This is a genomic window from Vibrio sp. Y10_XG_PY6 (assembly GCF_024181795.1).
Classification (GTDB): Bacteria; Pseudomonadota; Gammaproteobacteria; order Enterobacterales; family Vibrionaceae; genus Vibrio; species Vibrio diabolicus.
On record NZ_JAMZAQ010000001.1, the window covers coordinates 1,658,286 to 1,682,840 of the forward strand.

22 protein-coding genes and 1 pseudogene are annotated in these 24,555 nt (G+C 44.2%); 12 read left to right on the forward strand and 11 right to left on the reverse strand.

Annotated features, from left to right (window positions below; translation table 11 throughout):
• Nucleotides 1–307: 307 nt before the first annotated feature.
• The 5 genes from NL644_RS07140 to NL644_RS07160 form a co-directional block, all read right to left on the reverse strand.
• Nucleotides 308–1,156 carry a hypothetical protein gene (locus tag NL644_RS07140; protein WP_048624752.1) on the reverse strand — a complete coding sequence of 283 codons (849 nt, stop codon included), beginning with the start codon at nt 1,154–1,156 and terminating at the stop codon, nt 308–310.
• Nucleotides 1,157–1,160: 4 nt separating this feature from the next.
• Nucleotides 1,161–2,381 (reverse strand): hypothetical protein, encoded by a 1,221-nt coding sequence (locus NL644_RS07145; RefSeq protein ID WP_114323430.1) that lies wholly within the window; start codon nt 2,379–2,381, stop codon nt 1,161–1,163.
• A gap of 338 nt (nt 2,382–2,719) precedes the next feature.
• The gene (locus NL644_RS07150) at nt 2,720–2,986 is read right to left on the reverse strand and encodes a hypothetical protein (protein WP_046873807.1); all 267 of its coding nucleotides are present in this window, start codon (nt 2,984–2,986) and stop codon (nt 2,720–2,722) included.
• A gap of 342 nt (nt 2,987–3,328) precedes the next feature.
• The gene (locus tag NL644_RS07155) at nt 3,329–6,481 is read right to left on the reverse strand and encodes an efflux RND transporter permease subunit (protein WP_046873808.1); all 3,153 of its coding nucleotides are present in this window, start codon (nt 6,479–6,481) and stop codon (nt 3,329–3,331) included.
• Between the two features lie 13 nt (nt 6,482–6,494).
• Nucleotides 6,495–7,652, reverse strand: coding sequence for an efflux RND transporter periplasmic adaptor subunit (locus tag NL644_RS07160; protein WP_006741362.1), 1,158 nt, complete (start codon nt 7,650–7,652; stop codon nt 6,495–6,497).
• 518 nt (nt 7,653–8,170) lie between these two features.
• On the opposite strand from NL644_RS07160, the gene NL644_RS07165 reads away from it, so the two are divergent.
• Nucleotides 8,171–9,688, forward strand: coding sequence for a phospholipase D family protein (locus NL644_RS07165; RefSeq protein ID WP_046873810.1), 1,518 nt, complete (start codon nt 8,171–8,173; stop codon nt 9,686–9,688).
• Nucleotides 9,689–9,777: 89 nt separating this feature from the next.
• Nucleotides 9,778–10,365 (forward strand): bifunctional 2-polyprenyl-6-hydroxyphenol methylase/3-demethylubiquinol 3-O-methyltransferase UbiG, encoded by a 588-nt coding sequence (locus NL644_RS07170; RefSeq protein WP_253658224.1) that lies wholly within the window; start codon nt 9,778–9,780, stop codon nt 10,363–10,365.
• A 33-nt stretch (nt 10,366–10,398) separates the two neighbouring features.
• Here NL644_RS07170 and NL644_RS07175 read toward each other — a convergent pair.
• Nucleotides 10,399–10,683 (reverse strand): annotated as a pseudogene (locus NL644_RS07175) (ASCH domain-containing protein); the annotation flags it as partial.
• Nucleotides 10,684–10,883: 200 nt separating this feature from the next.
• Between NL644_RS07175 and NL644_RS07180 the strand changes: the two are divergent.
• A complete protein-coding gene (locus NL644_RS07180; RefSeq protein ID WP_005392681.1) occupies nt 10,884–11,729 on the forward strand; it encodes a tetratricopeptide repeat protein in 846 nt (281 codons plus the stop codon).
• 13 nt (nt 11,730–11,742) lie between these two features.
• Nucleotides 11,743–12,138: a DUF2391 family protein gene (locus NL644_RS07185; RefSeq protein ID WP_005373896.1), complete on the forward strand. Its 396-nt coding sequence runs from the start codon at nt 11,743–11,745 to the stop codon at nt 12,136–12,138.
• A gap of 9 nt (nt 12,139–12,147) precedes the next feature.
• Here NL644_RS07185 and soxR read toward each other — a convergent pair whose 3' ends face one another.
• On the reverse strand, nt 12,148–12,579 hold the full coding sequence (soxR, locus tag NL644_RS07190) for a redox-sensitive transcriptional activator SoxR (RefSeq protein WP_005392679.1): 432 nt from the start codon (nt 12,577–12,579) through the stop codon (nt 12,148–12,150).
• Nucleotides 12,580–12,780: 201 nt separating this feature from the next.
• Between soxR and NL644_RS07195 the strand changes: the two genes are divergently transcribed.
• The 5 genes from NL644_RS07195 to fusA all read left to right on the forward strand — a co-directional run bounded on the left by NL644_RS07195 (nt 12,781) and on the right by fusA (nt 19,494).
• Nucleotides 12,781–13,989, forward strand: coding sequence for an MFS transporter (locus NL644_RS07195; protein WP_253658225.1), 1,209 nt, complete (start codon nt 12,781–12,783; stop codon nt 13,987–13,989).
• A gap of 156 nt (nt 13,990–14,145) precedes the next feature.
• Nucleotides 14,146–15,027 (forward strand): LysR family transcriptional regulator, encoded by an 882-nt coding sequence (locus tag NL644_RS07200; protein ID WP_253658226.1) that lies wholly within the window; start codon nt 14,146–14,148, stop codon nt 15,025–15,027.
• Nucleotides 15,028–15,128: 101 nt separating this feature from the next.
• Nucleotides 15,129–16,133 carry an N-acetyltransferase DgcN gene (dgcN, locus tag NL644_RS07205; protein WP_253658308.1) on the forward strand — a complete coding sequence of 335 codons (1,005 nt, stop codon included), beginning with the start codon at nt 15,129–15,131 and terminating at the stop codon, nt 16,131–16,133.
• A gap of 50 nt (nt 16,134–16,183) precedes the next feature.
• Nucleotides 16,184–17,176, forward strand: a complete 993-nt coding sequence (dgcA, locus tag NL644_RS07210; protein WP_253658227.1) for an N-acetyl-D-Glu racemase DgcA — start codon at nt 16,184–16,186, stop codon at nt 17,174–17,176.
• Between the two features lie 293 nt (nt 17,177–17,469).
• On the forward strand, nt 17,470–19,494 hold the full coding sequence (fusA, locus tag NL644_RS07215) for an elongation factor G (RefSeq protein ID WP_253658228.1): 2,025 nt from the start codon (nt 17,470–17,472) through the stop codon (nt 19,492–19,494).
• 75 nt (nt 19,495–19,569) lie between these two features.
• Here the strand turns inward: fusA and NL644_RS07220 are convergent, their stop codons facing one another.
• Nucleotides 19,570–19,764 carry a hypothetical protein gene (locus tag NL644_RS07220; protein WP_053808086.1) on the reverse strand — a complete coding sequence of 65 codons (195 nt, stop codon included), beginning with the start codon at nt 19,762–19,764 and terminating at the stop codon, nt 19,570–19,572.
• Between the two features lie 210 nt (nt 19,765–19,974).
• Here NL644_RS07220 and NL644_RS07225 point away from each other — a divergent pair, with 210 nt between their 5' ends.
• Nucleotides 19,975–20,769: a phosphotransferase gene (locus NL644_RS07225; protein ID WP_005392672.1), complete on the forward strand. Its 795-nt coding sequence runs from the start codon at nt 19,975–19,977 to the stop codon at nt 20,767–20,769.
• Here NL644_RS07225 and nqrM read toward each other — a convergent pair.
• Genes nqrM through NL644_RS07240 form a run of 3 tightly spaced genes read right to left on the reverse strand, consistent with a single transcriptional unit; the run spans nt 20,747 to nt 21,760 of the window.
• The gene (gene nqrM, locus NL644_RS07230) at nt 20,747–20,956 is read right to left on the reverse strand and encodes a (Na+)-NQR maturation NqrM (RefSeq protein WP_005392671.1); all 210 of its coding nucleotides are present in this window, start codon (nt 20,954–20,956) and stop codon (nt 20,747–20,749) included. The genes NL644_RS07225 and nqrM overlap by 23 nt on opposite strands.
• A 1-nt stretch (nt 20,957) precedes the next feature.
• Nucleotides 20,958–21,473: a NifB/NifX family molybdenum-iron cluster-binding protein gene (locus NL644_RS07235; RefSeq protein ID WP_114323438.1), complete on the reverse strand. Its 516-nt coding sequence runs from the start codon at nt 21,471–21,473 to the stop codon at nt 20,958–20,960.
• Nucleotides 21,470–21,760: a DUF134 domain-containing protein gene (locus tag NL644_RS07240; protein ID WP_114323523.1), complete on the reverse strand. Its 291-nt coding sequence runs from the start codon at nt 21,758–21,760 to the stop codon at nt 21,470–21,472. The genes NL644_RS07235 and NL644_RS07240 overlap by 4 nt, the downstream gene beginning before the upstream one ends.
• A gap of 502 nt (nt 21,761–22,262) precedes the next feature.
• On the opposite strand from NL644_RS07240, the gene NL644_RS07245 reads away from it, so the two are divergent.
• Together NL644_RS07245 and NL644_RS07250 are read left to right on the forward strand one after the other, a co-directional pair.
• Nucleotides 22,263–23,162 (forward strand): proline/glycine betaine ABC transporter permease, encoded by a 900-nt coding sequence (locus NL644_RS07245; RefSeq protein ID WP_046873819.1) that lies wholly within the window; start codon nt 22,263–22,265, stop codon nt 23,160–23,162.
• Nucleotides 23,155–24,384: a glycine betaine/L-proline ABC transporter ATP-binding protein gene (locus NL644_RS07250; protein WP_243328053.1), complete on the forward strand. Its 1,230-nt coding sequence runs from the start codon at nt 23,155–23,157 to the stop codon at nt 24,382–24,384. Before NL644_RS07245 ends, NL644_RS07250 begins: the two co-directional genes overlap by 8 nt.
• Nucleotides 24,385–24,555: the final 171 nt, after the last annotated feature.

The following is a 24,555-nucleotide window of genomic DNA, read 5'->3' on the forward strand; positions in this document are numbered from 1 at the left end:
CCATCTATATCTCATGATGTATTCAAATTCGACAGTCAAGCATTCCAGGAACAATAGAACAACATATTCACAATCCAGACTAACGATAATGAAAACATTGATTGAAGAATTAACATTTTAACAATCATTGCAACAATGTTAACTTTAGCTCCGTTGGTCGCGCTGGTGGTAAGCCTCTCACCAAGCCTATTGTCAGTTTTATATGGACGTTCGACCACCTCCAAAATGAATAGACACCCAATTTGGTGCCCTTTTTTCGCCCGTGAAAGCATTCTTCGCGGGCTTTTTTCTTCCTACTGAAATGGGCTTAATCTGCGTTAGTTTCTTTGCTCAATATCTCTGTCTTGCCAGCCGCATACGATTCTATAACCGGAGACAAGTCCAGTAATTCCAATACTTTTTTTTCAAAAGTTTCATCAGCACTTCTCACCCAATCTAAAAATTTCTGCTTGGCAAACATCGATTCGTACGTATACCAAAACTCGATGCTCAGGTAGAATTCATTTTTTATGGGTAAATTGTATACTCTTCGTAATTCACTCTTATACTTAAGATTACCTTCTGAGTATTTTGAATATTTATTTTTTCCAACTTCAACTAGCTCACACTTTATTGGTGGATAACCACTTAAGAAACCTCTAATTAAATATTCTTCTTTTTCTCTTTTTCGGCCTTCACTTTCTGGAATTTCTCCCCATTGTTTATTCGCACGCTTAGTCAATTCTTTCATCAAGTCTGTATGATAACCCCTCATAGAGCCTTCACTTTGCTCAGAGGCATGATAAAAATCATAATATTCTCTCTCTAAAAATGAAGACAATTGACTAATATTATTAATATCTTCTTCAGCAGATTTAACCCGTAGCCTAAGATATAACCCACCTTGTTTGTTAATAGGAAGTAAAGGGTTTAATATTTTTTTCTGAAACAAAAAATATACTGTAGCTAACTTTATAAACCTTTCATGCCTCTCTACTTTTGATTCAACATCGAACTGTTCCAAATTAACAAGATCCTGGTATACATGTCCTTCATATATGTTGTTCGGACACTCAAATGACAGCACTAAGTCATCTATCTGGAACGCATTATGTAATAAGTTAGAGAAATCCGGCTTTCCTCTAAAACCATCTTTACACATTTTAATAAAACTCATATGTCTATCTCTTACTTTTTAAATATGTATCAACATCTTTTAAACGTTTACTAGCCATGTTAGTACCAGACATCATTAGCTGTCGTCGATAAGATTCAACTCCAAAATAGGGTAATGTATGCGGACTTTCAGTTACCTCTCCATTCATTACCAGCCCCAAGAACTTACAACAGCGAACAAGACTACTTGTCGATAACGGGGTTTGTCTCGCTGCAATATTTGGCACTATATCAAAAGGATTAGTTCTGGTTTTTGCGTAATTAACTTTCAAGCCAAGCTGCTGTGCATTTTTCCCTATCTTCGTTGTATTTGCTCCCCCTGCATGCACAACGATTTGTTGATTCAATAGTCTTAAGCTCGGGTTCTTTTTTCTAACATACTCAAGAGCAGAGTTAAAAATAATGGCACCTTGGCTGTGCACTGTCCATTTTACTTGCTTACCCTGCTCTGCACATTGTTTCATTACTGCTGCAAGGTGTTGAGCATTGTGTGAAGTAAAACGAGTTTTGTCGTAAACACATTCAATGAGATCTAATTTTGCATGATCTGAAGGGTTGTGAAATAAAGTATATTCGGTCGGTTTGTCTTCTTTATAAGCTACCTGCGTATGCACTCCCATCAGTGTCGCGGCTTTCTGATAGCCATTCAGCATTCCATTTACCGAAGCATGAAGCGTGTTAACTTGATGTGTAGAACTTGCCTTAGCGTGATCCCACTCAGCCAAAAGCAACTCCGCTTCCTCGCGACTTTGTGTTCCATCGTATTCACCTCCTCTACCCTCTATTTTTTTTACATGGTACATCTGGGTTCTTTGTTCTGGATGTCTTGCGATATCCTTGCCATGTAATCTTTCATCAAAAGCAATATCATGAATTACAACGTTTCCATCTCTAAGCATGCAAGTTAATAGGTAATGGTAATTTTTAAAGGGATATCTGGTCCGAAATATTCGAAACAATGGATTGCGTTTGTGCCTCACTACAGACGGTGCACTTGGGTTCGATGAAAGAAAATACATTTCTTTGATCACTTGCTTTTGATCATACTCATTTAAAGACGCAAGCATAATGAGAGATTGTCTTGATAAATATAATTTTTTATTACTAAAGAGTGCAGCTGAAAGTCTAACTTTTCCATGTAAGAATTGTTCAATTTCATTAACAGACTTATTATTTAACCCTATGTAGTCAAAAGCCTCTTTCCTTTCAATAAACTCCCAAGTCATTACGAACCCCTATTCAAATAAAAGTGAGACATATACTAAGGTATGATGAAGGTCAAAAAGGAGATCGGATCTTTTCTAAATTTTAAATATCTAACATCACCTCCAGTTTACTGAAATCTACACTTTTAAAAGTTACATCCGCTCCATCCAGCGATCGCTCATCAAACACGTCAACTATTGATAATAAACTTGAGGATCTGAGCTCCACCTGTGAAATGAGAAACAAAAAAGCCAGCCTTAAAAGGCTGGCAAGTAGAGCAACAAGGTCAGTGCTTACTGCTAACTAGCACTGAACTCGTATTGGATTCATTTTCGTCTGTTAGTCTCTTTATCGGCGGTTATGACTTGCTTGCTTTCTCTTTGTGGCACGTTACCTTTACTAACTGTTCTTGCTCATCTTTAATGTTTTTCACGATACGCTCATCGCGTGCGTGGATGGCATCCATATTCATTTGCTGAATATCTGCTACAGCTTCATGCTTCATTTCAGAAAAGTCCTGACGTAAATCTGAGCTCCACTCCTCTTTGTCTAAAGTGTTAGCAGCAGCGATTGGTGATGACATTACAACAATAAGACTTAGAGTAGATAGAAATACGCTTTTCATAATAAGCTCCTTGAGGATTAGCAGTTCGTTTTAATTACAATTTATATATTGCACATACGATGCCAACTTTTATTTTGTTATTTTTCAATAACTTAACCAAGCCCATATATTCATCATTATCTCCATCTGGTAAATTTCGCTAACCAAGTGTTAAATTAACCAAGAGAATCAAACACGCAAAAGGTATTCATAAAAAGAATAACTTATCAGGAGATTTTCTCGCTGTTCTTTCATCGAATAAATTACGTAACAACCCACTCTAGAACTGCTTTGAATCAAAATACAGAAATAAAAAAGCAGCCCGAAGGCTGCTCCTAATCGTTAACATCAAGCTTGTTAACTCTATATATTTACTTCAACGCTCGACGTCACTGGCGACTTTCTGAAACGATTGATAAAGCGATGAATAAACCCCTTAATCGATCTGAAAATATTTTTAATATCTTCAAGCATTAAATACAAACAAGGCACCAGCACTAAAGTCAGAACCGTTGCGTACAACACCGCAAAGCCCAAAGCTACAGCCATTGGTATGACAAAACGCGCCTGCAAGCTCGTTTCAAACATAATCGGCAATACACCCGCAAACGTCGTTATTGAGGTGAGCGTGATCGCTCGAAAGCGTGCACAGCCCGCTTCAACCACCGCTTGTTTGATGTTCATACCCTTTTCTCTCACTTGGTTTACGTAATCTGTCATAACTAGAGAGTCGTTGATAACCACGCCAGCAGCGGCGATCAAACCAAATGTCGACATCATACTGATATCCAAACCTAGCCAGAAGTGGCCCCAAATCGCCCCCGTCAGACTAAATGGAATGACTGACATTACAATCAAAGGTTGGGTATAACTTTTTAACGGTACGGCTAACAAGATGTAGACGATGATCATGCCTGCAATAAAGAACAGAATCTGTTCATTACGCTGCGCTGCCTGCTCTTCAATATCACCACCCAATTCCGTTTTCACACTCGGGAAGACTTGCTTCATGTCCGGTAAGATATTGTCGTCGATGACCTTCACGATTTCTTGAGGTTCAACCAATTCTTCGTCTATCGAACCATAGACATAAACGGTTTGATACCCGCCTTCACGTCGAATGCTACTCACGCCCGGCTGCTCGTTGATCTTCACCACATCACCCAGCATGACCTTCTTACCTGCTGGCGTGGTAATCACAGCGTAACGTAATGATGAAAATGCTTCACGTGTCAGTTGCGGGTAACGCACCATAACTTTGATTTCTTCACCATCACGAATAAGACGCTGTGCTTCACCACCGTAGAAGCTGCCACCCACTTGCTCTGCGATCATGGTGAGATCCAGTCCGAGATCGTACGCTACAGGCGCAAGAGAAAGGAGCACTTCTTTGCTTCCTGAATCAATAGAAGATGAAATATCGTATAGCCCTTCTTCCTGCTGTAAACGCTCTATCAAGTAACGCCCAGCCTCGTTCAATTCATTAATATTAGAACCAAACAGCAAGTAACCAAACTCATCTCTGTCACCGCCACCCGCGCTCTGCTCGCGGATTTTGATGCTCTTCATTCCAGGAATAACTGGCATAGCTTCACGCCAACGTCGAGCAAGTTCAAATGTATTGAACGGGCGTAATTCCTCATCAACCAATGGCACTAAAACACGGCCTTCGGTACGGCTTCGGTTGTACGAAAGCACATCACGAATCATGCCTTGACCATGTTCTGCGATGGTCTCTGATTCAATTTTTTGCATCACACGTTCGATGGTCTTAAGAGCGCTGATTGTTTGCTCACTTGAAACGGTATCGTTCATTTCAATAGTGATCGCAGGATAATCAGTAGGCACTTTAGGGTTAGGGATCACCCGAACATAATTCGCGTTGACCAAAGCCGCACTGATCAGCAGTAAACCGCAAAACACAGCAAACACTGTCCAGCGCCAATGCGTACATGTCGTGACAAAATTACGATAAGTGCCGTTTACAAAGCCAAAAAAGCGTTGGTTAAATCGGTCACGCCAGCCACCAGGTTTAACTGGCTTAAAGTGGGTATGTGCGAGGTGAGCAGGAAGGATTAACTTTGATTCAATTAAACTGAAGATCAAACAAAGAATCACAACGCCCGCAATACCATAGAAGAAAGCACTGTCAATACCGCTAGACAACAAGAAAGGGGCAAACACGGCAATTGTGGTTAAAACGCCAAAAGTAGCTGGCGTGGCAACACGTTTGACACCGCGAACCACATTTTCGACGCCACCACCTTTTTCTTCAATTTCGCTGTAGGCGCTCTCTCCCATCACGATGGCGTCATCGACAACAATACCGAGCACCATAATGAAGGCAAAAAGAGATACGATGTTTACCGTGATCCCTAATGCAGGCATCATCATCACCGCGCCAAGAAAACACACTGGCAGCCCAATCATTACCCACATTGCCAAGCGAAATCGCAAGAAAATGGTCAGCATAATCGCCACTAGAGCAGCGCCTTGCAGCAAGTTTTTCAACATCATATCGAGACGACCATTTAAATAATAGGTCGTATCCACTAAGACTTTGAGCTTAACGTCCTGCGGCAATGTCTTGTTTTTTGCTTCGATATAATTACGAACAGACTCGGCAACAGGGATAATGTTCTGATCACGAGTCGCTTCAACAGACATGTAGATCGCATTTTGCCCTGAGTACTCAAAGTAGCGCTCTTCTTCCGTAAAGCCATCTTTGATCGTGGCGATATCTTGCAGTAAAACCTTCGCACCATTTGCGCCAAGCTTTACAGGAATATTCCTAAACTCATCACCACGGTAGTACTGATTTTCAATCCTTACTGCGATCATCCCTGAGTTTGTTTTGACTTCGCCCGCAGAAAAGTTGGCAGAATAACGACTGATCGCGCTGCTGATATCGCTCAACGTCAAGTCGTATTTACGAAGAACGAGTGGATCAACTTCAATCGCTATCTCTTCCTCTGGTGCACTCAAATACACCAACATGACATTTTTGAGTTGAAGTAATTCATCCTCGACTTGCTTAGCAATGGGTTTGAGCTCTTCAAGCGGTCGGTCCCCAACTAACCCCATTTCGATTACATCTTGGCGCCACTCAACTTGGTAGACATTGATCGGTTCCATACCGGCAGGTAAGTTGGATAAAGTATCAATGCGTTGATTTACATCATCCAAGACACGCTTGATATCAGCATTAACGTCTACCTCGATAGAGACATACGCGCTACCTCTAGAGGCCGTTGAGACCGTTTTTTTAATCCCGGTGACATCTTTAATCGATTCCTCAACCTTAACGAGAATACTTTCTTCAATTTCTTGAGGTGAAGCGCCAGGATAAGTCGCACGAACATCAATGTAGTTCACCTCAATGTTCGGAAACATCTGCCTTTGAATAAAGAGAAAACTCACCACACCCATGATGATGATGAACACCATCAAAAGGTTGGCAGCGACGGGGTTATTCGCAAAATAGGCAATTAAGCCCTTTTGTTTAGTATCTTCCATGACAAACTCCTACTTACTGTACGACGGTTTCGGAGTCGTCACTCTTTTTTGCGATTTGTACCGCCATGCCTTTTTGAGGGTACTCCGGCAAGGTAAGTACCAACTTATCACTTTGCTCTAAGCCTTCCCCCACAAGTAAAAACTCACCTTCTGCTCTCAAGACCGTTACCGTCCGAGGTTGAAGTTGATTCTCACCATTCACTACCCATACCGTGCGATTTTTGACTAATTCCTGTGGCAGGCGATAGATATGCTTTAGCTCCTTACCTGTGAAACTCACTTCAACGTAGGAGCCAAATTTAATTGGAGGCTGCTGATTATCAATACCATATGGGTCCGCGATTTGAATGACCATGTTAATCATTCGGGTAGCGCTATCAATCATGCCTAAATCACGAACCACTCGACCTTCTCTAGTGGTAGAAAACACACCTTGCTGCGTTACTGTCGCAGTGAGCTCACCAATGGATTCGGGTAAAAATGCACTATCAAAACCGGCAATTGGTACGTGCACCTCCGCCACTTCAATGTTGTTTAGCGTGGCAACTCGAGAGCCAGATGTGACAAATTGACCAACACCAATATCACGCTCAACAACCAGCGCATCGTAAGGTGCAACGACTTTGCAATTTTCTAAATCTCTTTTTGCTCGTTTGAGTGCCGCCTGAGCCGACTTCACTTGCGCTTGCGCGCTCAAAACGTGAGGCTTACGTAAATACAGGTCTGTCACTTGCTTATCGCTCAGTCTCTTGGCCTGGCGTTTTGCCACTTCCGCTTTGGCTTGCTCCTCAATCAAGCTCGCACGTGCGCTAGCTAAATTGGCTTCGGCTTGCAAAACCGACGCTTCGTAGTTGTCACTTTCAATCGTGAACAGCACTTCTCCTCGTTTCACGATCCCACCCGTTACAAAATTAGGGTGCCAACTTATCACTTCACCACTGACTTGCGCGGAAAGGTGTGTTTTTTCAAAAGGGACTAACTCACCATGGCTGGTTATCACCACTTTATGATCGGTAGGAAAAAGAGAAGAAGCCTGAACGGTAGGCTCTGTAATGGCATCTTTGGTTGACTCTTTTTCCGGAGCTGTCGCGGCGATTGCGGCATATCCTGCATAAGAGCCACCAACGACAACGAAAGGTAAAAGCCAACGTAATACGGGTTTTGCTAACATCGAAAATCCTTTTTTATTGTTGTTTTCATCACCATGCTTTTATTAAATCTTTGACTCCCTGTAAGCATGATGGTGAGGGAATTACATTTGAATAGACGTCAAAGCAGCGCGTACCTTGCTTTTTCGGTTGCTAACTACAGAGTTATTGCCAATTCAAAGTTAATAAAATTAACAAAAAATTAACCAACTTCGCAAGTTGCCCTGACTTAACTCTTCTTTTGAATAGCAAGGGACGTGCCAGGCATTTATTTATTAAAATTCAAATAGTTATTATCACTCAACTATTTTAACCAGTGTGCTATTGGTCATAATCACCAGATATTAGTGATTATGACCAATTCAGACACAATCATAATTAAAATAAATGATTATCTGCGTTCAAAAAGGTGAACTTAATCCCGAGAACATGACAATTCATTGATTAATAGCCCGTTATCAAACCTTGTTGGATGCACGCTGCGGCAACTTAGGTCTATAATTTCCGATAAGTAACACTCTGTAAGACAAGGAAATGTACTTTGTTACATACACTCGCTAAGCTACTCTTCCCTTCTTTATTCACAATTTTATCGGCATGTTCATCCGTGTCATTGAACGATCCCAGTGAAAAATCCACTAGCTTCCAACTTGGGTATCAAGGTGACTCCGTGCTTGCACAGTACTTTGAAGCTTACGGGAAAGACCCAAAGTCAATAACTGGCTTTTCCCCGTTAAATCAAGGACACGATGCCCTTCTTGCTCGCACCTCTTTAATCGAGTCCGCACAAAAAAGCCTTGATCTTCAATACTATATTTACCGTGGTGACGAAACGAGTCAGCTAATAACGTGGCGCTTGTATGAAGCTGCAAAGCGTGGAGTCCGAGTAAGGCTGTTGCTTGACGATATGCAAAAGCGAAACGATGACGTGATGGCTGCCCTCAATGCACATCCTAATATCGAAATCCGCTTATTCAATCCGCATCAGTATCGCGACTCCCGCTGGTTCGCTCTTGCTAGCGATTTTGAACGTCTTAATCGTCGTATGCATAATAAGTCTCTGATTGCAGACAGTGTTTCTGCCATTGTCGGGGGTAGGAATATCGGCAATGAGTACTTTTCTTTTGAATCACAGGTCGAATTTGGTGATTTTGATCTACTGCTCTATGGTGAGGCGGTACAACAAACTGCAGATCAGTTCGACCTCTACTGGAATAGCGCCTATGCGATACCAATGGAATGGATAACACCGGACTCACAGCAAATTACCGACCTGGCGATTCAAAAGCAGGTCGACAAACTCCAGCTAGAGGAAAAGTTCTCAACCGGCCGTTATGACTTCACTAAACTGGATATGTACCAAGCTCTCAAACAAGGCAATCTCAAGCTCTACTGGGGAGAAGCAAAAGTATGGTTTGACTTACCCGATAAAGTTGCGACCCGAGAGAGCCAACTTATTGATAATTTAACGGAGCTGGTTAAAAGTGTTGAACATTCATTTGTTCTTATCTCCCCCTATTTCGTCCCAACCGAAGTCGGCACTCAAGCATTGAGTAACGCGGCCAAGCGAGGTGTTGATATCACGATAGTGACCAATAGTCTCGCCTCTAACGACGTGTTTGCCGTGCATGGTTGGTACGCAAAATATCGAACAGACCTACTCGAAGCTGGGGTCAAGCTATGGGAAGTAAAAGCGAGCGCGAAACTCAAAAGCAAGTGGAGCCTCACGGGGAGCAGCAGAGCAAGTTTACACGCAAAAGCAATGACGATTGATGACAAAACGCTGTTTGTTGGCTCGATGAACTGGGATCCACGTTCAGCCGCTTTGAATACCGAAATGGCCGTTGTTATCGAACAGCCAGAATATGTGCAAATGTTTCTAGAACAACTGCCGAATCAATTGTCGAATAACGCCTATGCCTTAACTCTGCGCGACGGAGACATTGTCTGGACTGACATAAAAACAGGCAAAGAATATGATTCTGAACCAGAGGCCGGAGTATGGCGAAAAATGGGCGCTTGGTTCTCCGGCATATTGCCAATTGAAGATCAGCTATAACAATTGCCAATGTTTCAAAACCTCCCCGATAAAGCAATACAAGAATGGACACTAGATTTGGGGAAACACAATAAATACAAGGAAGTTCAATGTCAGCACAATGGAACGAGTACTATCAGAAAATTTTAAACCAACCTCACCGCCCAAACGTGGAAAATGCCTTAAACCTACTGAAACTCGAGAGCAAAGTCGCTCTTGATATTGGCTGCGGAATAGGTCGAGACAGTCACTTCCTCCTCGAACAGGGGTTTAACGTTCACGCATTTGATAGCCATGAAGATGCAGTAAAAACTTGTTTAACACGCTTTGAAGGCCATAAGCGTTTCTCAATTTCACAGTGCTGTTTTACTGAGTTTGACTACCCTCAATGCAGCCTAGTTATCGCGAATGCCAGTTTGTTCTTTTGCCCGGACGAAAGCTTTGAGCAAGTTTGGACCAAAATAGACAGTGCCTTACAACCTGGCGGTATCTTTTGCGGTGATTTCTTAGGAGTAAAAGACTCCTGGGTTGCATCAGAAATGCATCCGAACATTACCGCATTAACGAAAAAGGAAGTGGAAAGTTTATTCGAGGATTACGAACTCATTTCATTGAATGAAAGAGATGAAGACGGAGCCACGGTAGTCGGAAGCCCAAAACACTGGCACATGTTTAGTGTGACCGCTCGCAAGCGCTAAAAGCGGTCTCTCAAGAAAGCAGCACTTCAAATCAGTGCTGACATCAGTAATTCGTATCACACAAACGGGGTCCCCGTTCCAATTCGTGACGACTTGTAAATGGCCCACTTGTGGCATGCTTTCGCCATGCTCTCGATACCAAAGCTCCATACTGCAAGAGGCGGTTTTCTGTCCAATTCGAACCAAATCGGCGCATACGTTGGCGTTGTATTCATCGGCACAATAATAGTCAGCACTAACTGATGGTACGGCTGCTCTTTGTTCTGGTGACAATAATTTTAGATACTGCTCTAAGTGATCCTTAGCTCGCGCGTCCATGCTCACTCCATTAATCATAAATTCGCAAGGAGGATAAAAGATATCACGGCAAATAACCACCAGGAACAAACTGAAAAACAACAAGAATATGACTTTTACGTAGACGACAATTATTTCTTTTGTAATAACTTTGCTAAACGTTTGTGCTATTTGCTATTGTTGCATGGTCTATCTGTACTCTTCTCGTGAAAGGACGTTTTATGCGCTTATTTATTGGTATTTTTTTCTCGCTGATACTTGCCTTGCCGACGATGGCATCGGACGAAAAGTATTCAGAATCGGATCTGTTAGATAGACCATTAATGGAACGCTATATTTTAGATGAGCTAAAAGCACTGCGTCAGGACTATCAGAGCCTAGAAAAACGAATGATCACAGAGATCACCGACCGCGAGCTGACGGTTGCGGATAAATCGTTGAACTATGCCAACGTGACCGTAACCTACTTCTTCTACATCATCGCAGGTGTCGCATCGCTGATCGCCTTTGTAGGCTGGCAATCTCTGCGTGAGTTTAAACACAACACCAAAGAGATGGCGGATAAACGATTAGAAAAGATCGCCCAAGAATACGAGAAGAAATTTGTAGCACTGGAGCGAGATTTAAAACGCAAAACTCGAATTATCAGTGAAAACAATAAAGAAATTGAGAAAATCAACGAGATCCATAACTTATGGTTGCGTGCGCAAAGCTCACAAACACCAGAGCAACGTATTGAAATCTATGATGAGATCTTGCTGATTCGCCCAGGTGATTTAGAAGCGTTGACTTACAAAGCAGACGCCGCGATGGAAATCAACGAATACCACTGGGCACTGAGCATCTGTAACCGCGTACTTGAAGTCGATTACACCAATGGTCCTGCACTGTATCAACGTGCTTGTGCATACTCTCGTCTTGGCATTGAAGAGCAAGCCATTGAAGACTTGGAACGCGCTATTGAATACAGCCCATCTATTCGTGATTTGCTTGCCGAAGAGCGAGACCTCGAATTGCTGCATGGTAACGAGCGCTTTGAAAAGCTCTTACACCTAGCAAACGAATAATGGAATGAACAGCATGAGTAGTCACTTTAACTTAGAAGACGCCAGCCAAGTGTTGGTTGGCGCTTTTGCCCTCGCCGTCCCCATCTCTTTTTCTGAAGAGGCGTGGCGACTGGGTGAAAGCTTGCCAATGGCAAACCTGCTCATGCTGTTAAGCCTTTCTGTCATTTTCCTCAGTTTTTTCGCCTATCAAAGCGTGTTCCAAAGCCACATCAAAAATCGCGTATCCATTTTTATTTTTCGTGTGGTTATCGCGTACCTCATTGCGGCCGTTGTGGTGGCGTTAGTTCTTTTCTGTCTTGATAAGCTGCCACTAATGAATGAGCCTTTGGTTGCGATAAAACGGGTCATCGTCATCACAATGCCGGCGTCAATGGGTGCGATTGTGGTGGACAGTTTCGACAAAGAATAGGAATAACACCTACTCTTCTAACGTTAAGTTAGAACCCGAGTGGTCTTTGCCTAACACATCTTCTGGGTTTCGCAGTGCGCAGGTTTCTAACGACAAACACCCGCAGCCAATGCATCCGCCCAAATCGTTTTGCAGGGCTTTGAGCTTTTGAATTTTTTGCTCCAACTGTTCATGCCAATGGCTCGCCATGACTTCCCATTGCTGTTTGTTTGGCGCTTGATGTTTCGGCAGCTCATCTAGCGCATGTTTGATTTCTTCTAACGACAACCCCACTTGCTGCGCCGCTTTAATCACCGCAACACGGCGCAAAACGCTGCGGTGGTAGCGGCGCTGATTGCCTTGATTTCTCCAGCTCGAAATCAGTCCTTTTTGTTCATAAAAATGCAGGGCAGAGACCTTCACTCCGGAACGTTTTGCCACTTCTCCTACGCTGATTTCCATCCTTGACTCCCTGTGTGTCAATTTTGTTAAAAAAATGCTTTACCTCAAGTTTACTTGAGGTTTTAAAGTTGCACCATCTTAATTAACGCTAAACCTAGATGGTCTCGAAATAATGCGTTCGGAATGAACAAGTTGGTCGACAAACACAGCACCGTTATAGGTCAACGTTTTGAAATCCAAAGGGAACTTGAGGCAAACATAATGAAAAATAAAACTCAGCCGTACTTAGCAGGCCGCTTCTTCGACAGTATCTCATCTGGCTTGTTCATGATGGCACTGCCATGGGTCATGCTTTCCGATCCCAAAATGGGCACATTCGTCGCTTTAGTTTCTCTGAGCTGCACCGCGATTTCTTTTCTAGCAACGCCTTTCTTTTCCACTTTAATTGACCGACATTCACGCAAAGTACTACTCGTGCTCAATCAATGGATTCAATCGGGTATGGCTTTGGTGGTGTTCATTGCTTATTGGTTAGGGTTTGAGTCACACTGGTTGCTGGCTTTTGCGCAATTGGTGTATTGGGTTTCGAGTAATTTTGCATGGACGACCAACAACGCCTTCACTCAAGAAAATTATCAGCATCACGAATACGCAAAAATTTCGGGGCAGCAAGAAATCGTAATGCAATCCACGACCCTAGGAGCTGGTGCGTTGGGTATTGTTTTGCTTGAAATGTGGGGAATGAAAGAGTTTGCTTTGTTTGCAGCCAGCGCATCCGCTTTGGCGGCGATGTTTTATATTCTGACGCCGTATACCCAACAATTAAGGGCATCAAAATCTGTTGCTTTCATCGCACAACTCAAAGAGAGCAAACAAATATTCCGTCTCGAACCCCGCTTTTATGGCTTTATTCTGCTCTCTTGTCTCTCTTATCCTGCATTGACGTATTTGAGCAAATTGGTGCCGATTTGGTTTTCTGAACAAGGCATCTCTGGCGATTGGTTTGCAGGGTTCAACATCAGTTTTGGCCTCGGCTCGTTGCTAACCGGCTTTATTGTCACCAAAGTGCTAAGCCGAGCCTCCCATAGCCACATTATGTTTGCTTCGATGGTCATGGTATCTCTTGCGTTTATCGGGATGAGTTTTGCAATGAGTCCTCTCATAATCTTGTTGTTTACGGCTCTGTTTGGTGTGTTTAACGCGCTAAATCGCATTGCGAGAGTCAACTGGATGCATCACACCGTAGCGGTTCATCAACGTGGTCGTGTTGATGGCGGCATCAGCATGTTTTCCACCACCATTCAATCTCTCAGTTATGTATTAATCGCGATGTTGAGTCATTACGAACTAACACAATACGGTTTTGCAATCGCAGCTGTTGTCATGGTGTTAGCAGTGGTATTGATGGGATTACTCAGCCGAGACGTCGAGCCGTTTAACGACCAGCCCCTTCATGCAGCGGCAAAGTGATGCATAGAAATTGAGAAGTTGAGAAATTGAAAAAGTGAGATAAGAAGATAACCAACATCGTCTTCCTAATTTTCTACACCAGTACTTTTTTCCTCTATCGCTCATCAGCAAGGTTGGGTATTCTGAGGCGACCAACATGAGCAGAAGGAATTCGCAGTGAACTTAAGACAATTGGAAGTCTTTTACGCCATTATGCAAGCAGGAACGGTGTCAGGCGCGGCTCGCTTACTGCACGTTTCCCAACCTAATGTCACTCGAGTTCTCGCCCATACAGAACAACAACTGAGCTTCGCTTTATTTGAGCGTGTAAAGGGACGTCTCGTTCCCACTCAAGAAGCCAAAGCCTTATTGCCAGAGGCAGAAAAGGTCTATCAACAACTCGGACAATTTCGCTCTCTGACCAACAAAGTCAAACAGGGAACTCAACATTTACGAGTCGGTGCCCCGCCTGTTTTGGCTGCGCACTTGTTAGCGCCGACTGTCGCGTTGTTGTCGAAAGAGCACGGCATCTCCTTTGAGCTCTTAACGGCCAATCGCGATGAGCTGTGCTCCGGGTTGCTGAAACATGAATTGGATGTCGCCATCGCGTTCGGTGAAGAAACACCACCAGCGATCATGGGGCACGTGTTATTGAAAGAAAACTTAGCACTGATCGCTCCTAAAAGCGCAGCGATACCCGCAGAAAAAGTCGTTATTTTAGAAGAACTCATCAGTCACGATTTACCCATTATCGGTTTAGATAGCCGAGACCCTCTGGGCTTATTGCTGCATCAAACCTTATCGGCGCGTGACGAGCATTATCAACATGCCATCACCGTACGCAGCTACTCCGCGGCGGCTGAACTGGTGAAACACCAAGCAGGGTTCGCCATTGTAGACCCATGGACTGCAAAACAATATCGCCAAGATGATGCCGTTTCCGTGCATGCTTTGGAGCCAAACATGTCCTTCTCTGTCTCTATTTTATTCGCAGAGCACACTCCTCAATCCATTGCGACAAAGCAGTTTATCACCGCCCTAAAACAACAGATGATTTAGAGGTATAACTTGAAGTTATATCTGCCCAACAAATAAGCATTCGGTTTCCTAAATCAGTCTGGCTACATTAATGAGCAATAACGATGACGAAGGGAACCATCATGCAAATTGCTCAACCTTACCTACTCTTTCTTGGCGATGTAACCGATCCACTCGCAGCAAAAACTGCGCGTGGCATTTACCAATGGCGACCTGAGATTTGTCTTGGCCAAATCCGCCTGACGCCAGAAACCGTATCACTTGGTTTAACCGACATGACACTACAACAAGCGCAGCAGCAAGGAGCAAAAACGCTGGTGCTTGGCACAGCAAACCCGGGGGGAGTCATTCCCGAAACTTGGCAAGCTACCTTACTTGAAGCGGCAGAAATGGGATTTGAAATTGCATCGGGCATGCACCAACGTTTGGCGGAATTTGCTCCTCTTGCAGATCTAGAACAACGCGGATTAACCAAACTATATGATGTTCGCCATTATGATGCCCCGCTCAAGGTCGGCAATGGCAAAGCTCGCGCAGGCAAGCGAGTACTTACTGTAGGAACAGATTGCTCCGTTGGCAAAATGTACTCTGCCCTTGCCATTGAACACGCATTAAAGCGTAAAAACTGTCGCGCAGAGTTCAAAGCAACGGGTCAAACGGGAATTCTCATCGCAGGCAGTGGCATTTCAATTGATGCCGTAGTTGCCGATTTTATCTCCGGCGCAGTAGAAGCGATCAGCCCCGACTTCACCGACCACGATTGGGACATCATCGAAGGGCAAGGTTCGTTATTTAACCCTTCGTTTGCTGGCGTAAGTTTGGGCTTACTTCACGGCGCACAAGCGGACGCTCTGGTACTGTGCCATGAGATTGGTCGCCCGCACATCCGCAACTTACCACATGCGAGTTTGCCAACCATTGAACAAACGATAGAAGCGAATCTGGCCGCTGCTCGCCTCACAAATGCAAAAGCTCAATTAGTGGGTATTTGCTTAAACACTTCGGCGATCAGCGAAGAAGATGCAGCCCAGCTATGCCAGGATTGGAGCGACAAATATCGGGTGCCCGTCACCGACCCTGTGCGTTTTGGCGTAGATGCGGTTGCAGATAGGCTCCTTACGATTTAAGAAACATTTACGGTTTAGAAAATAACTGCGGTTTAGGGAAAACTAGTGAGATGAAAATTCATGTAGAACCCGTCACGATTGCTATGGCGACACCATTTCGCATCTCTCGCGGCAGTCGGACAGAGTGCCACGTAGTCCGCGTGACAATTGAACACCGAGGCATGATCGCCCAAGGAGAATGCACGCCATACCCTCGTTATGGTGAATCAGTTGAATCGGTAATTAAGGCGATTTCTCACGCCGCGCATGAACTGCAAAGTTTGTACGCCAAAGGTGACGCTGATGTGATGGCTCTCAAAAGCCAGCTTCAATCGTTATTGCCCGCAGGAGCGGCAAGAAATGCGTTGGATTGCGCCCTTTGGCATCTTCTTGCGCTTTTGAGCCACAAGCAACAAGTTCACGACCTCTTTACGTTACCTGAGGCGATTGTGACGGCGATGACGGTTTCTATCGATACGCCGCAAGCGATGGCAAAACAGGCGCAAGCTTACCTTAGCCAAGGCGCAAAACTGCTAAAGGTAAAACTGGATGGTGAAAACGTGATTGAGCGCGTTGCAGCAGTACGCGATGCCGCACCGCACACGCAAATTGTCTTAGATGCGAATGAAGCGTGGCAAAACCTCGACCTCGCGACGGTATTTGATCAACTCGAACCGTTTAATATCATCATGATCGAGCAACCGCTGCCACAAGACCGTGATGACGTACTCGCCAGCATTCCGCACCCCATTCCACTTTGCGCCGATGAAAGCTGTCACACCAGAGAGCAATTGCATCAACTGCTTGGCAAATATGAAATGGTGAACATTAAGCTAGATAAAACGGGCGGGCTCAGTGAAGCATTATTGCTGGCCGACGATGCAAAAAAACTCGGTTTTAGCCTCATGTCCGGTTGTATGTTGGGGACGTCGCTGGCGATGCGTGCTGCGTTACCCATTGCTGCTCAGGCGAGCGTTGTCGATCTTGATGGCCCGGTGTTGCTCGGACAAGATATAACGCCGAGCTTAGTTTATCGCGACGGCGAAATCGTTCTTTCCAAATAGCCTAAACAATCCAGAGGTTTTGCTCCAAAAGTCAGAACCTCTGAGTTTATGATCTCGATTAAAAAACAATCAGCCCCATCATGAAATAAGTCACATAAATTATATGGTTATTACGGCATGCTAAGATTACAGTAGTCCAATAAGGTGGTCTTATGCATCGAGTCATCCGGAAAATGACATGGAAGACGAATAGGCGGTAATCCCGCCCTACTCCAATGCAGTGCGTGGGTTTCTCTAACAACCCACTTCCTAGCAATTCGTAGGTTTTTCACGCCATCTTGCAAGGAGGCTCTATGCCTATAAACAAAATACGCAATATCGCTTTCGTCGGCCAAACCGGGACCGGTAAAACCACGCTGATAGAAAAACTGCTCTTCACCTGCGATGCCACTCACCATTTAGGCAGCGTAGAAAAAGGCGATACCGTTACCGACTTCGACCCTCAATCCATCCAATATCAACACAGTATTGAAGCAACGCCAGTCGCACTGCGCTGGAATAAACATCGACTCAATATCATCGACACTCCGGGACAAAACGAGTTACTTGGCCGTACGATCAGCGTTTTTCCTGCCGTTGAAACATCCGCCCTTGTCATCGACCCTCAAACACCACTAAACCAAACTTCCGATCGCTTATTTACCTTTGCTAAAGAGCAGCAAAAATGTCAGATGATCATCATCAATAAGCTCGATAACCACGGTCATCAGTTAGAGAGATTGATGGAGAACATCGTTGAGCATTTTGGTGACCACTGCTTGCCGATCAACTTACCTTCGGCTGACGGGGAATCTGTAGTTGACTGCTATTTCGAACCAGAATTGGGACGAGAAACCTTACTTGCAACGGTAGATGAAGCTCATGAGACCTTGATTGACCAAGTTATCGAAGTCGATGAAGAACTGATGGAACTGTATCTGGAACAAGGTTCCGAACTCACCGCAGAGCAACTGCATGATCCGTTTGAAGAAGCACTGAGAACTGGACATGTTATTCCGGTCTGTTTTGTCTCAGCACAAACCGGCGCGGGCGTCGAGCTTCTGCTTCGTACCTTGGCGGAGATCATGCCCATGCCAAACGAAGGTAACCCTCCTCTATTGGAAAAGAACGGCAAAAAAATCAAAGTAAATTGCGAAACTTTAGAGCACACCGTCGCACACGTGTACAAAGTCAGCGTCGACCCATATATGGGAAAACTTGCCTACTTACGTGTGTATCAGGGTGAAATCAATGCGGGCAGCCAGCTTTATATTGGCGAAAGCAACAAGGCATTTAAAGTTGGGCACTTATATCAACTGCAGGGCAAAGATAGAACCGAGATCCCTCGCGCGCTTGCCGGCGACTTCTGCGTTTTAGCCAAAGTGGATGATCTCGAATTCGATTCAATCGTTCATGACTCTCACGAAGAAGATGGTGTTCAACTCAAGACGTTGGACCTTCCTGACTCCATGTATTCTTTGTGCTTGAAGCCTCTTAAGCGTGGAGATGAGCAAAAATTAGGCGATATACTGAATAAAATCGCCAGTGAAGATCCTTCGCTGCGCATCGAACATCGCGCTCGCACCAACGAAACCATCATCAGCGGCCAAGGGGAGTTTCACCTCAAAGTCGCATTAGAAAAGATGGCTAACGTGTACAAACTGGACGTCGAAACCTGCCAACCAAGCGTAGAATACTTTGAAACCATCACCAAGCCTGCCGAAGGGCATTATCGACACAAAAAACAAAGTGGCGGTGCAGGCCAGTTTGGTGAAGTGCAATTGAAGGTTCGTCCACTCGAACGTGGCGCTGGATTTAAGTTCATCAACAAAGTGGTGGGTGGCGCCATTCCAACCGCGCTTATTCCCGCGGTCGAAAAAGGTATTTTACAAGTACTCGAAGAAGGGGCGATTTCTGGCAACCCAATCAAGGATGTGGAAGTCACCGTTTATGACGGTAAATATCACTCCGTCGATTCAAAAGAAATTGCGTTTGTCATCGCAGGTAAGAAAGCCTTTTTAGATGCGATCAACAACGCTGATCCTATTGTGTTAGAGCCCATTGTCCAAATGGAGTTACACGTCCCAACCACAAACGTCGGTGACGTGTCTGGGGATTTGTCAGGTAATCGAGGATTAATAGAAGGCACCGAACCGATTGATAGCCAATTCACGTTGTTGAAAGCCAAATCGCCAGTAAACGAGTTGCAAGATTACGCTCGTCGATTGCGAGCTATCACGGGTGGTGAAGGCAGTTTTAGTATGACTTTAAGCCATTACGAGCCCGCGCCACCAGCAGTGCAAAAACAAGTCTGCCAAGGCAGTGCTCAACAAGGTTAATTCCCTACGATTAAAATCAATCATACAAATAAAAAAGCGCCCTCATTTTGAGGGCGCTTTTAGGTAAATTAAAATTTATTTATCGAGAGACAAACCGATCTGACTGATTTTGCTTTCAAACTCTTCGATGCTGTTCGCTTTGTAAGTCGGAGCACCGTTAAAGTAGCGCGGTTTCTCTGGCAGCATCGCATTTTTCAGCTCTTGTTCTTGGTCGATATTGTCATGGTAAACCGTTACACGATTTGGAATATCCTGCTTTATTACAGCCATATTGGTTCTCCTTGTTTAAATCGAATATTAAGCGTAGAACGTGGTTAACGATGCGTAAAAGCCACTGTGCAAAATTTAGACACCAGCGACAATTTTATACTCAAACCATTGCAATATTTTGTTTCAATGTTCTCTTTAAGTATTCTTGGAGCACACACCTTTCGCGTTTAAGGTAAGTGAAGATTCCACCATCAAAAGACAGGATGTCTCATGTCAAAGCAAGAGCTTAACCAGATGGGCAGTGCCAAAGTTTATCTGGTAGAAAAACACGGCATTTCATTCATTGAAAAGCAACAGGTAGAACAGGTTGAGGTCGCTTTTTATCAACACCAGGCTAAACCATTCAATGAACTTGGCATTCTTGTCCCTGAGCTCATTGATTACGATCACCAACAAAATACGTTACGAATCGAGTATATCCCGCACTCTGTCAATCAAGAATTCCTGCTTGAAGAGCCCCGCGTGATAGAACAACTAGCTAAAATACATAGACTATCTCCGACATCAGATGGTGTTTATCATCCTCATCAGTGGACACAACCAGCCACTTCCCAAGCTTTAAACACGCTCAAACTAGACGCAAAAACAGAGCGGTTCTTTTATCAGCTACAAGAGCAATCCGGCCCGCTTTTCAACGCCAAAAATTTGATCTCTGGAGACACCAATGCCGGGAACTGGGGGCGACGAGATAATGGCGATTTGGTGCTGTTCGACTGGGAACGTTTTTCGACAGGGCATATCGCGATAGATTTAGCACCACTAGTCAAAGGCATGGGCACATTCGAAGATTATCTTGGTGTGGCGCATACCTATACCAAGACGGCAAAGCAAGGCGATGCGAGTAATTTAGCAAGAACGATTGCAATAGCTAAAACGTGGATGGTGGTAGAAGTGGTGAATATACTGGTCTCGAGACAGAACCCTCAGACCAGTAAATACATTGACTGGTTTAAACAAACCTTACCGAAATGGGCAAAAGATCTTAGCGCTCAGATGACGAATTAGGTTCGGATATTTGATACAAACGTCTTTCAGGCTCGGCACAAGAGGTTTCACAATTGCACACCTTATCAACACCGACATTATTCAATCCGCCACAACTCCCTTGAATACGCTTGTTGTGGAAAATGACGCCAAGCGACATCAACAAAATGATTGCGAGAAAACCAAGAAAGGTAAATAACCAAACCATATTAACCTGCCTTATTAGCCATCGTCTTTAGCCTAAGTATAGCAGGGCGAGATGTCACTTTAAGTAGCCCTGCTGGTGCTTTCGGTCTTGCCAGCAAGGAGGGTTTGGATTTTTTGCCACCACAACCACAGGAACCACAACCGCCTTTTGACTTGTGAGCATTTTTCTTATGATTGTTTGAGGGACGACCTTGAGACGGCTCAATGAGAGGCTCTCTTGGAACCGCAAGTACATCTTCCAGTGAGCTACGGGTAGAAAGCCTGAATACTTGCGTGCCACTACGAAGTAATTTGGCTAGTGCGCGTTCACCGATATTTCGTACAAGTACAGCATCCACATTGTACTCTTGCAGAGACTGAATTAACTGAGACTTCGCATTGCAACCTGCTTGTGGCATCGAAGCAATGTTCGCTAAGTTTTTTAGCATACCGTCAGTATCAGAATAAATAGCAATATATGGTGCTTTAACAAAGTGGTTTGCCACCCGCTCACCATCATTAGGAATAGCATAAATCATAAGTTTGACCCCTCATCCGGAAAAACTAATGCATGACCTTCAACTAAACTTTTTGCGACTTTCAATCTTGCACTTTTTACTGTGTTACCAAAAGTTTGTCTAGAGACGCCCATCTGTTCAGCAGCATGCTGCTGGCTAAGACCCTCTAAATCGGCCAAACGCAGTGCTTCTAGCTCTTCTGGTAATATGGCGACTTGCTCCAACTGATGAAATGGCACGCCATTGGGTTTGAAACAATGGTGTGCAGCACGTCCGCATATTCGTCTTTCTATCTTTGGTCTTGCCATCATTATCCCTCGAAAACACAGGGTCAAATTACGCCTTAAACTGGCATATGCCAATAACATTTTTAGCATATGCCAATAAACTAAGTTTGCAAAAATCGACACGATAAATACGTAAGACATCAGGATTAATTAGATATCTAAGAATTGACAAACTTTGGTGACAAACGAGCAAAAAGATCAATTCTAATTATCTAGATAATAAAAACGTTAGTTTGCGCAGACTTTTCATACAAATACGCGCTAATGTATTCATTTTATTGGAGAAGAAAAACTATAATCCGATCAAATCATTCATTTGAACACTAATGATTATTTTATTAAAAGAGTGTCTCCCTAAGTAACTATAAAGTGCAGGTCGACTGCATTGAAATGAGCCTAAAGGGTAAAACAATAGATGGAGGACCTATCGAACCACCAATCATTACTTGGTCTACGATCCCAGCCATTCTTGCTGAATCACGTCTCTTGAGGGCACCTAGATATATCAGAAAAGGAAGTAAATATGTCTGACTCGAATTGGCTCAGCGAATTCCCAGAAATGGATCGCTCTGATCTTAGAGCGATTCGCAAAACACTCGATGGCGCCTACCGAGATTTCTCTCGTGAATATGGTGAACTTATCGAGTCTCTCTTTGATCCGCTCCTTTCATTTCTTGTCTGGTTTGAAAAACTGCTTATTTCAACACCTTGGGTCGTTGTTTTAGGCGTCTGCACCGCCCTCGTTTATGCCGCTAGTCGCTCTTGGAAACTGGCCATCGCATGTTTTGGCTCACTTATCCTGATTGGCTACTTCGGCATGTGGGAAGACACAATGCGCACGCTCAGTATTATCACGGTGTGTACCATGCTGGCAATCACACTCGGGATCCCTATCGGCATCGCTATGGCGCGCTCTAATCGTATTCAGTCAGTTGTGACACCATTACTCGACGTCATGCAGACCATGCCGGCATTTGTGTACCTCATCCCAGTTGTGATGTTACTCGGGATCGGGAAAATTCCTGGCCTCATCGCAGTAGTGATCTACGCGATTCCACCTGTTATTCGTTTAACTAATTTGGGTATTCGTTTGGTGGATAAAGAAGTGTTGGAAGCAGCAACTGCATTTGGAGCCAGCAGTAAACAGCGACTTTTTGGGGTCCAACTTCCGCTCGCAATGCCAACCATCATGGCAGGAATCAACCAAACGATCATGATGGCACTGTCGATGGTCGTCATCGCATCGATGATTGGGGTAAAAGGTTTGGGCCAGCCCGTTCTTAAGTCGATTACCAATCAATATTTCACTCTTGGTCTTTTAAATGGTCTAGCCATTGTCGCTCTAGCGATTCTTTTCGACCGCGCTTCACAAGCGTATGCGAAACGCACTCAAGCCCATCTAGGAGATTTAAAGCATGACTAGTCCACTTATCGAAATCAGCGGTCTGTATAAAATCTTCGGCCCCAAACCCAACAGCGTGATTGAGCGCGTCAAGTTGGGACATAGTAAAGAACACGTGTTGGCGGAAACGGGCCACACGGTCGGGCTAAAAGACATCAACCTCCAAATTAAAAAGGGCGAGATTTTCGTCATCATGGGTTTATCCGGTTCAGGAAAGTCCACCATGATTCGCCACTTCAATCGCCTAATCGATCCAACCATGGGACAGATTTTGGTGGAAGGGGTAGATGTCATGCAGCTTTCTAACAAGGAGTTAGAGCAGTTTCGTCGTCATAAGATGTCGATGGTGTTTCAACGTTTTGGCTTATTGCCCCATCGCACTGTTATCGACAACATCGCTTACGGTTTGGAAATTCAAGGAATAAGTAAAGAAGCGCGCTTATCAAAAGCAAACGAATGGTTGGATACCGTTGGATTAACGGGTTATGAGAACCAATACCCCGCTCAGCTATCAGGTGGTCAGCAGCAACGCGTAGGCCTCGCGCGAGCATTGGCAACCAACGCCGAAATACTGTTAATGGACGAGGCATTCTCAGCGTTGGACCCACTGATTCGGAGCGAAATGCAGGATCAGCTGGTAGAGCTGCAACAGAAGCTGCACAAAACCATTATTTTCATTACTCATGATTTAGATGAAGCACTGCGCCTTGGCGATCGCATTGCGATCCTTAAAGACGGTGAGCTTGTGCAACAAGGTTCACCAGACGAAATATTGCTGCATCCTGCCGATGAGTACGTTGAAGCCTTTGTAAAAGACGTCAATAGAGCGCGAGCATTGACGGTTGAGACTGTGATGCAGCCACCTTCATATCGCATTGCCGCTAAAACCATTGAAGAAGCGCTCAGTGAGATGAAACGTGTTAAACGTAATTATGCTTATCATGTGACCGATGCAGGCTATCAAGGCGTGATAACGCAACAAGGGTTACTAGACGCGACTAAGTTAGCTCAAACCCCAAGCTGGGATGATGATATCTATGAAGAAGTGCCTATCATCTCTCCCCATTCAGCCATTGAGCAAATATTGACTGAAACCATGTCGTGCGAATACTCACTGCCCGTTGTCGATGAGCATGGTCATTTGAAAGGTGAACTAGAGCGTCGTACTGTTGCTGATCTATTCGCTTATGAAGACAGCACAAAACGAAGCACCTCACGTTCAAACATCTATAAGGCCTCTTAACTGATTTAATAAAACAGCTCACAGCAATGTGGGCTGTTTTCACTATCTCTGCCCCCACCCCTCTAGATATTTATTTGTAGACTCAAGCTTGATATCCCAATCAACATTTACATTGTTCTGATTTTCTTGACAATTTCATGCTCATATTCGGTTTTATTGACATAGACAGAT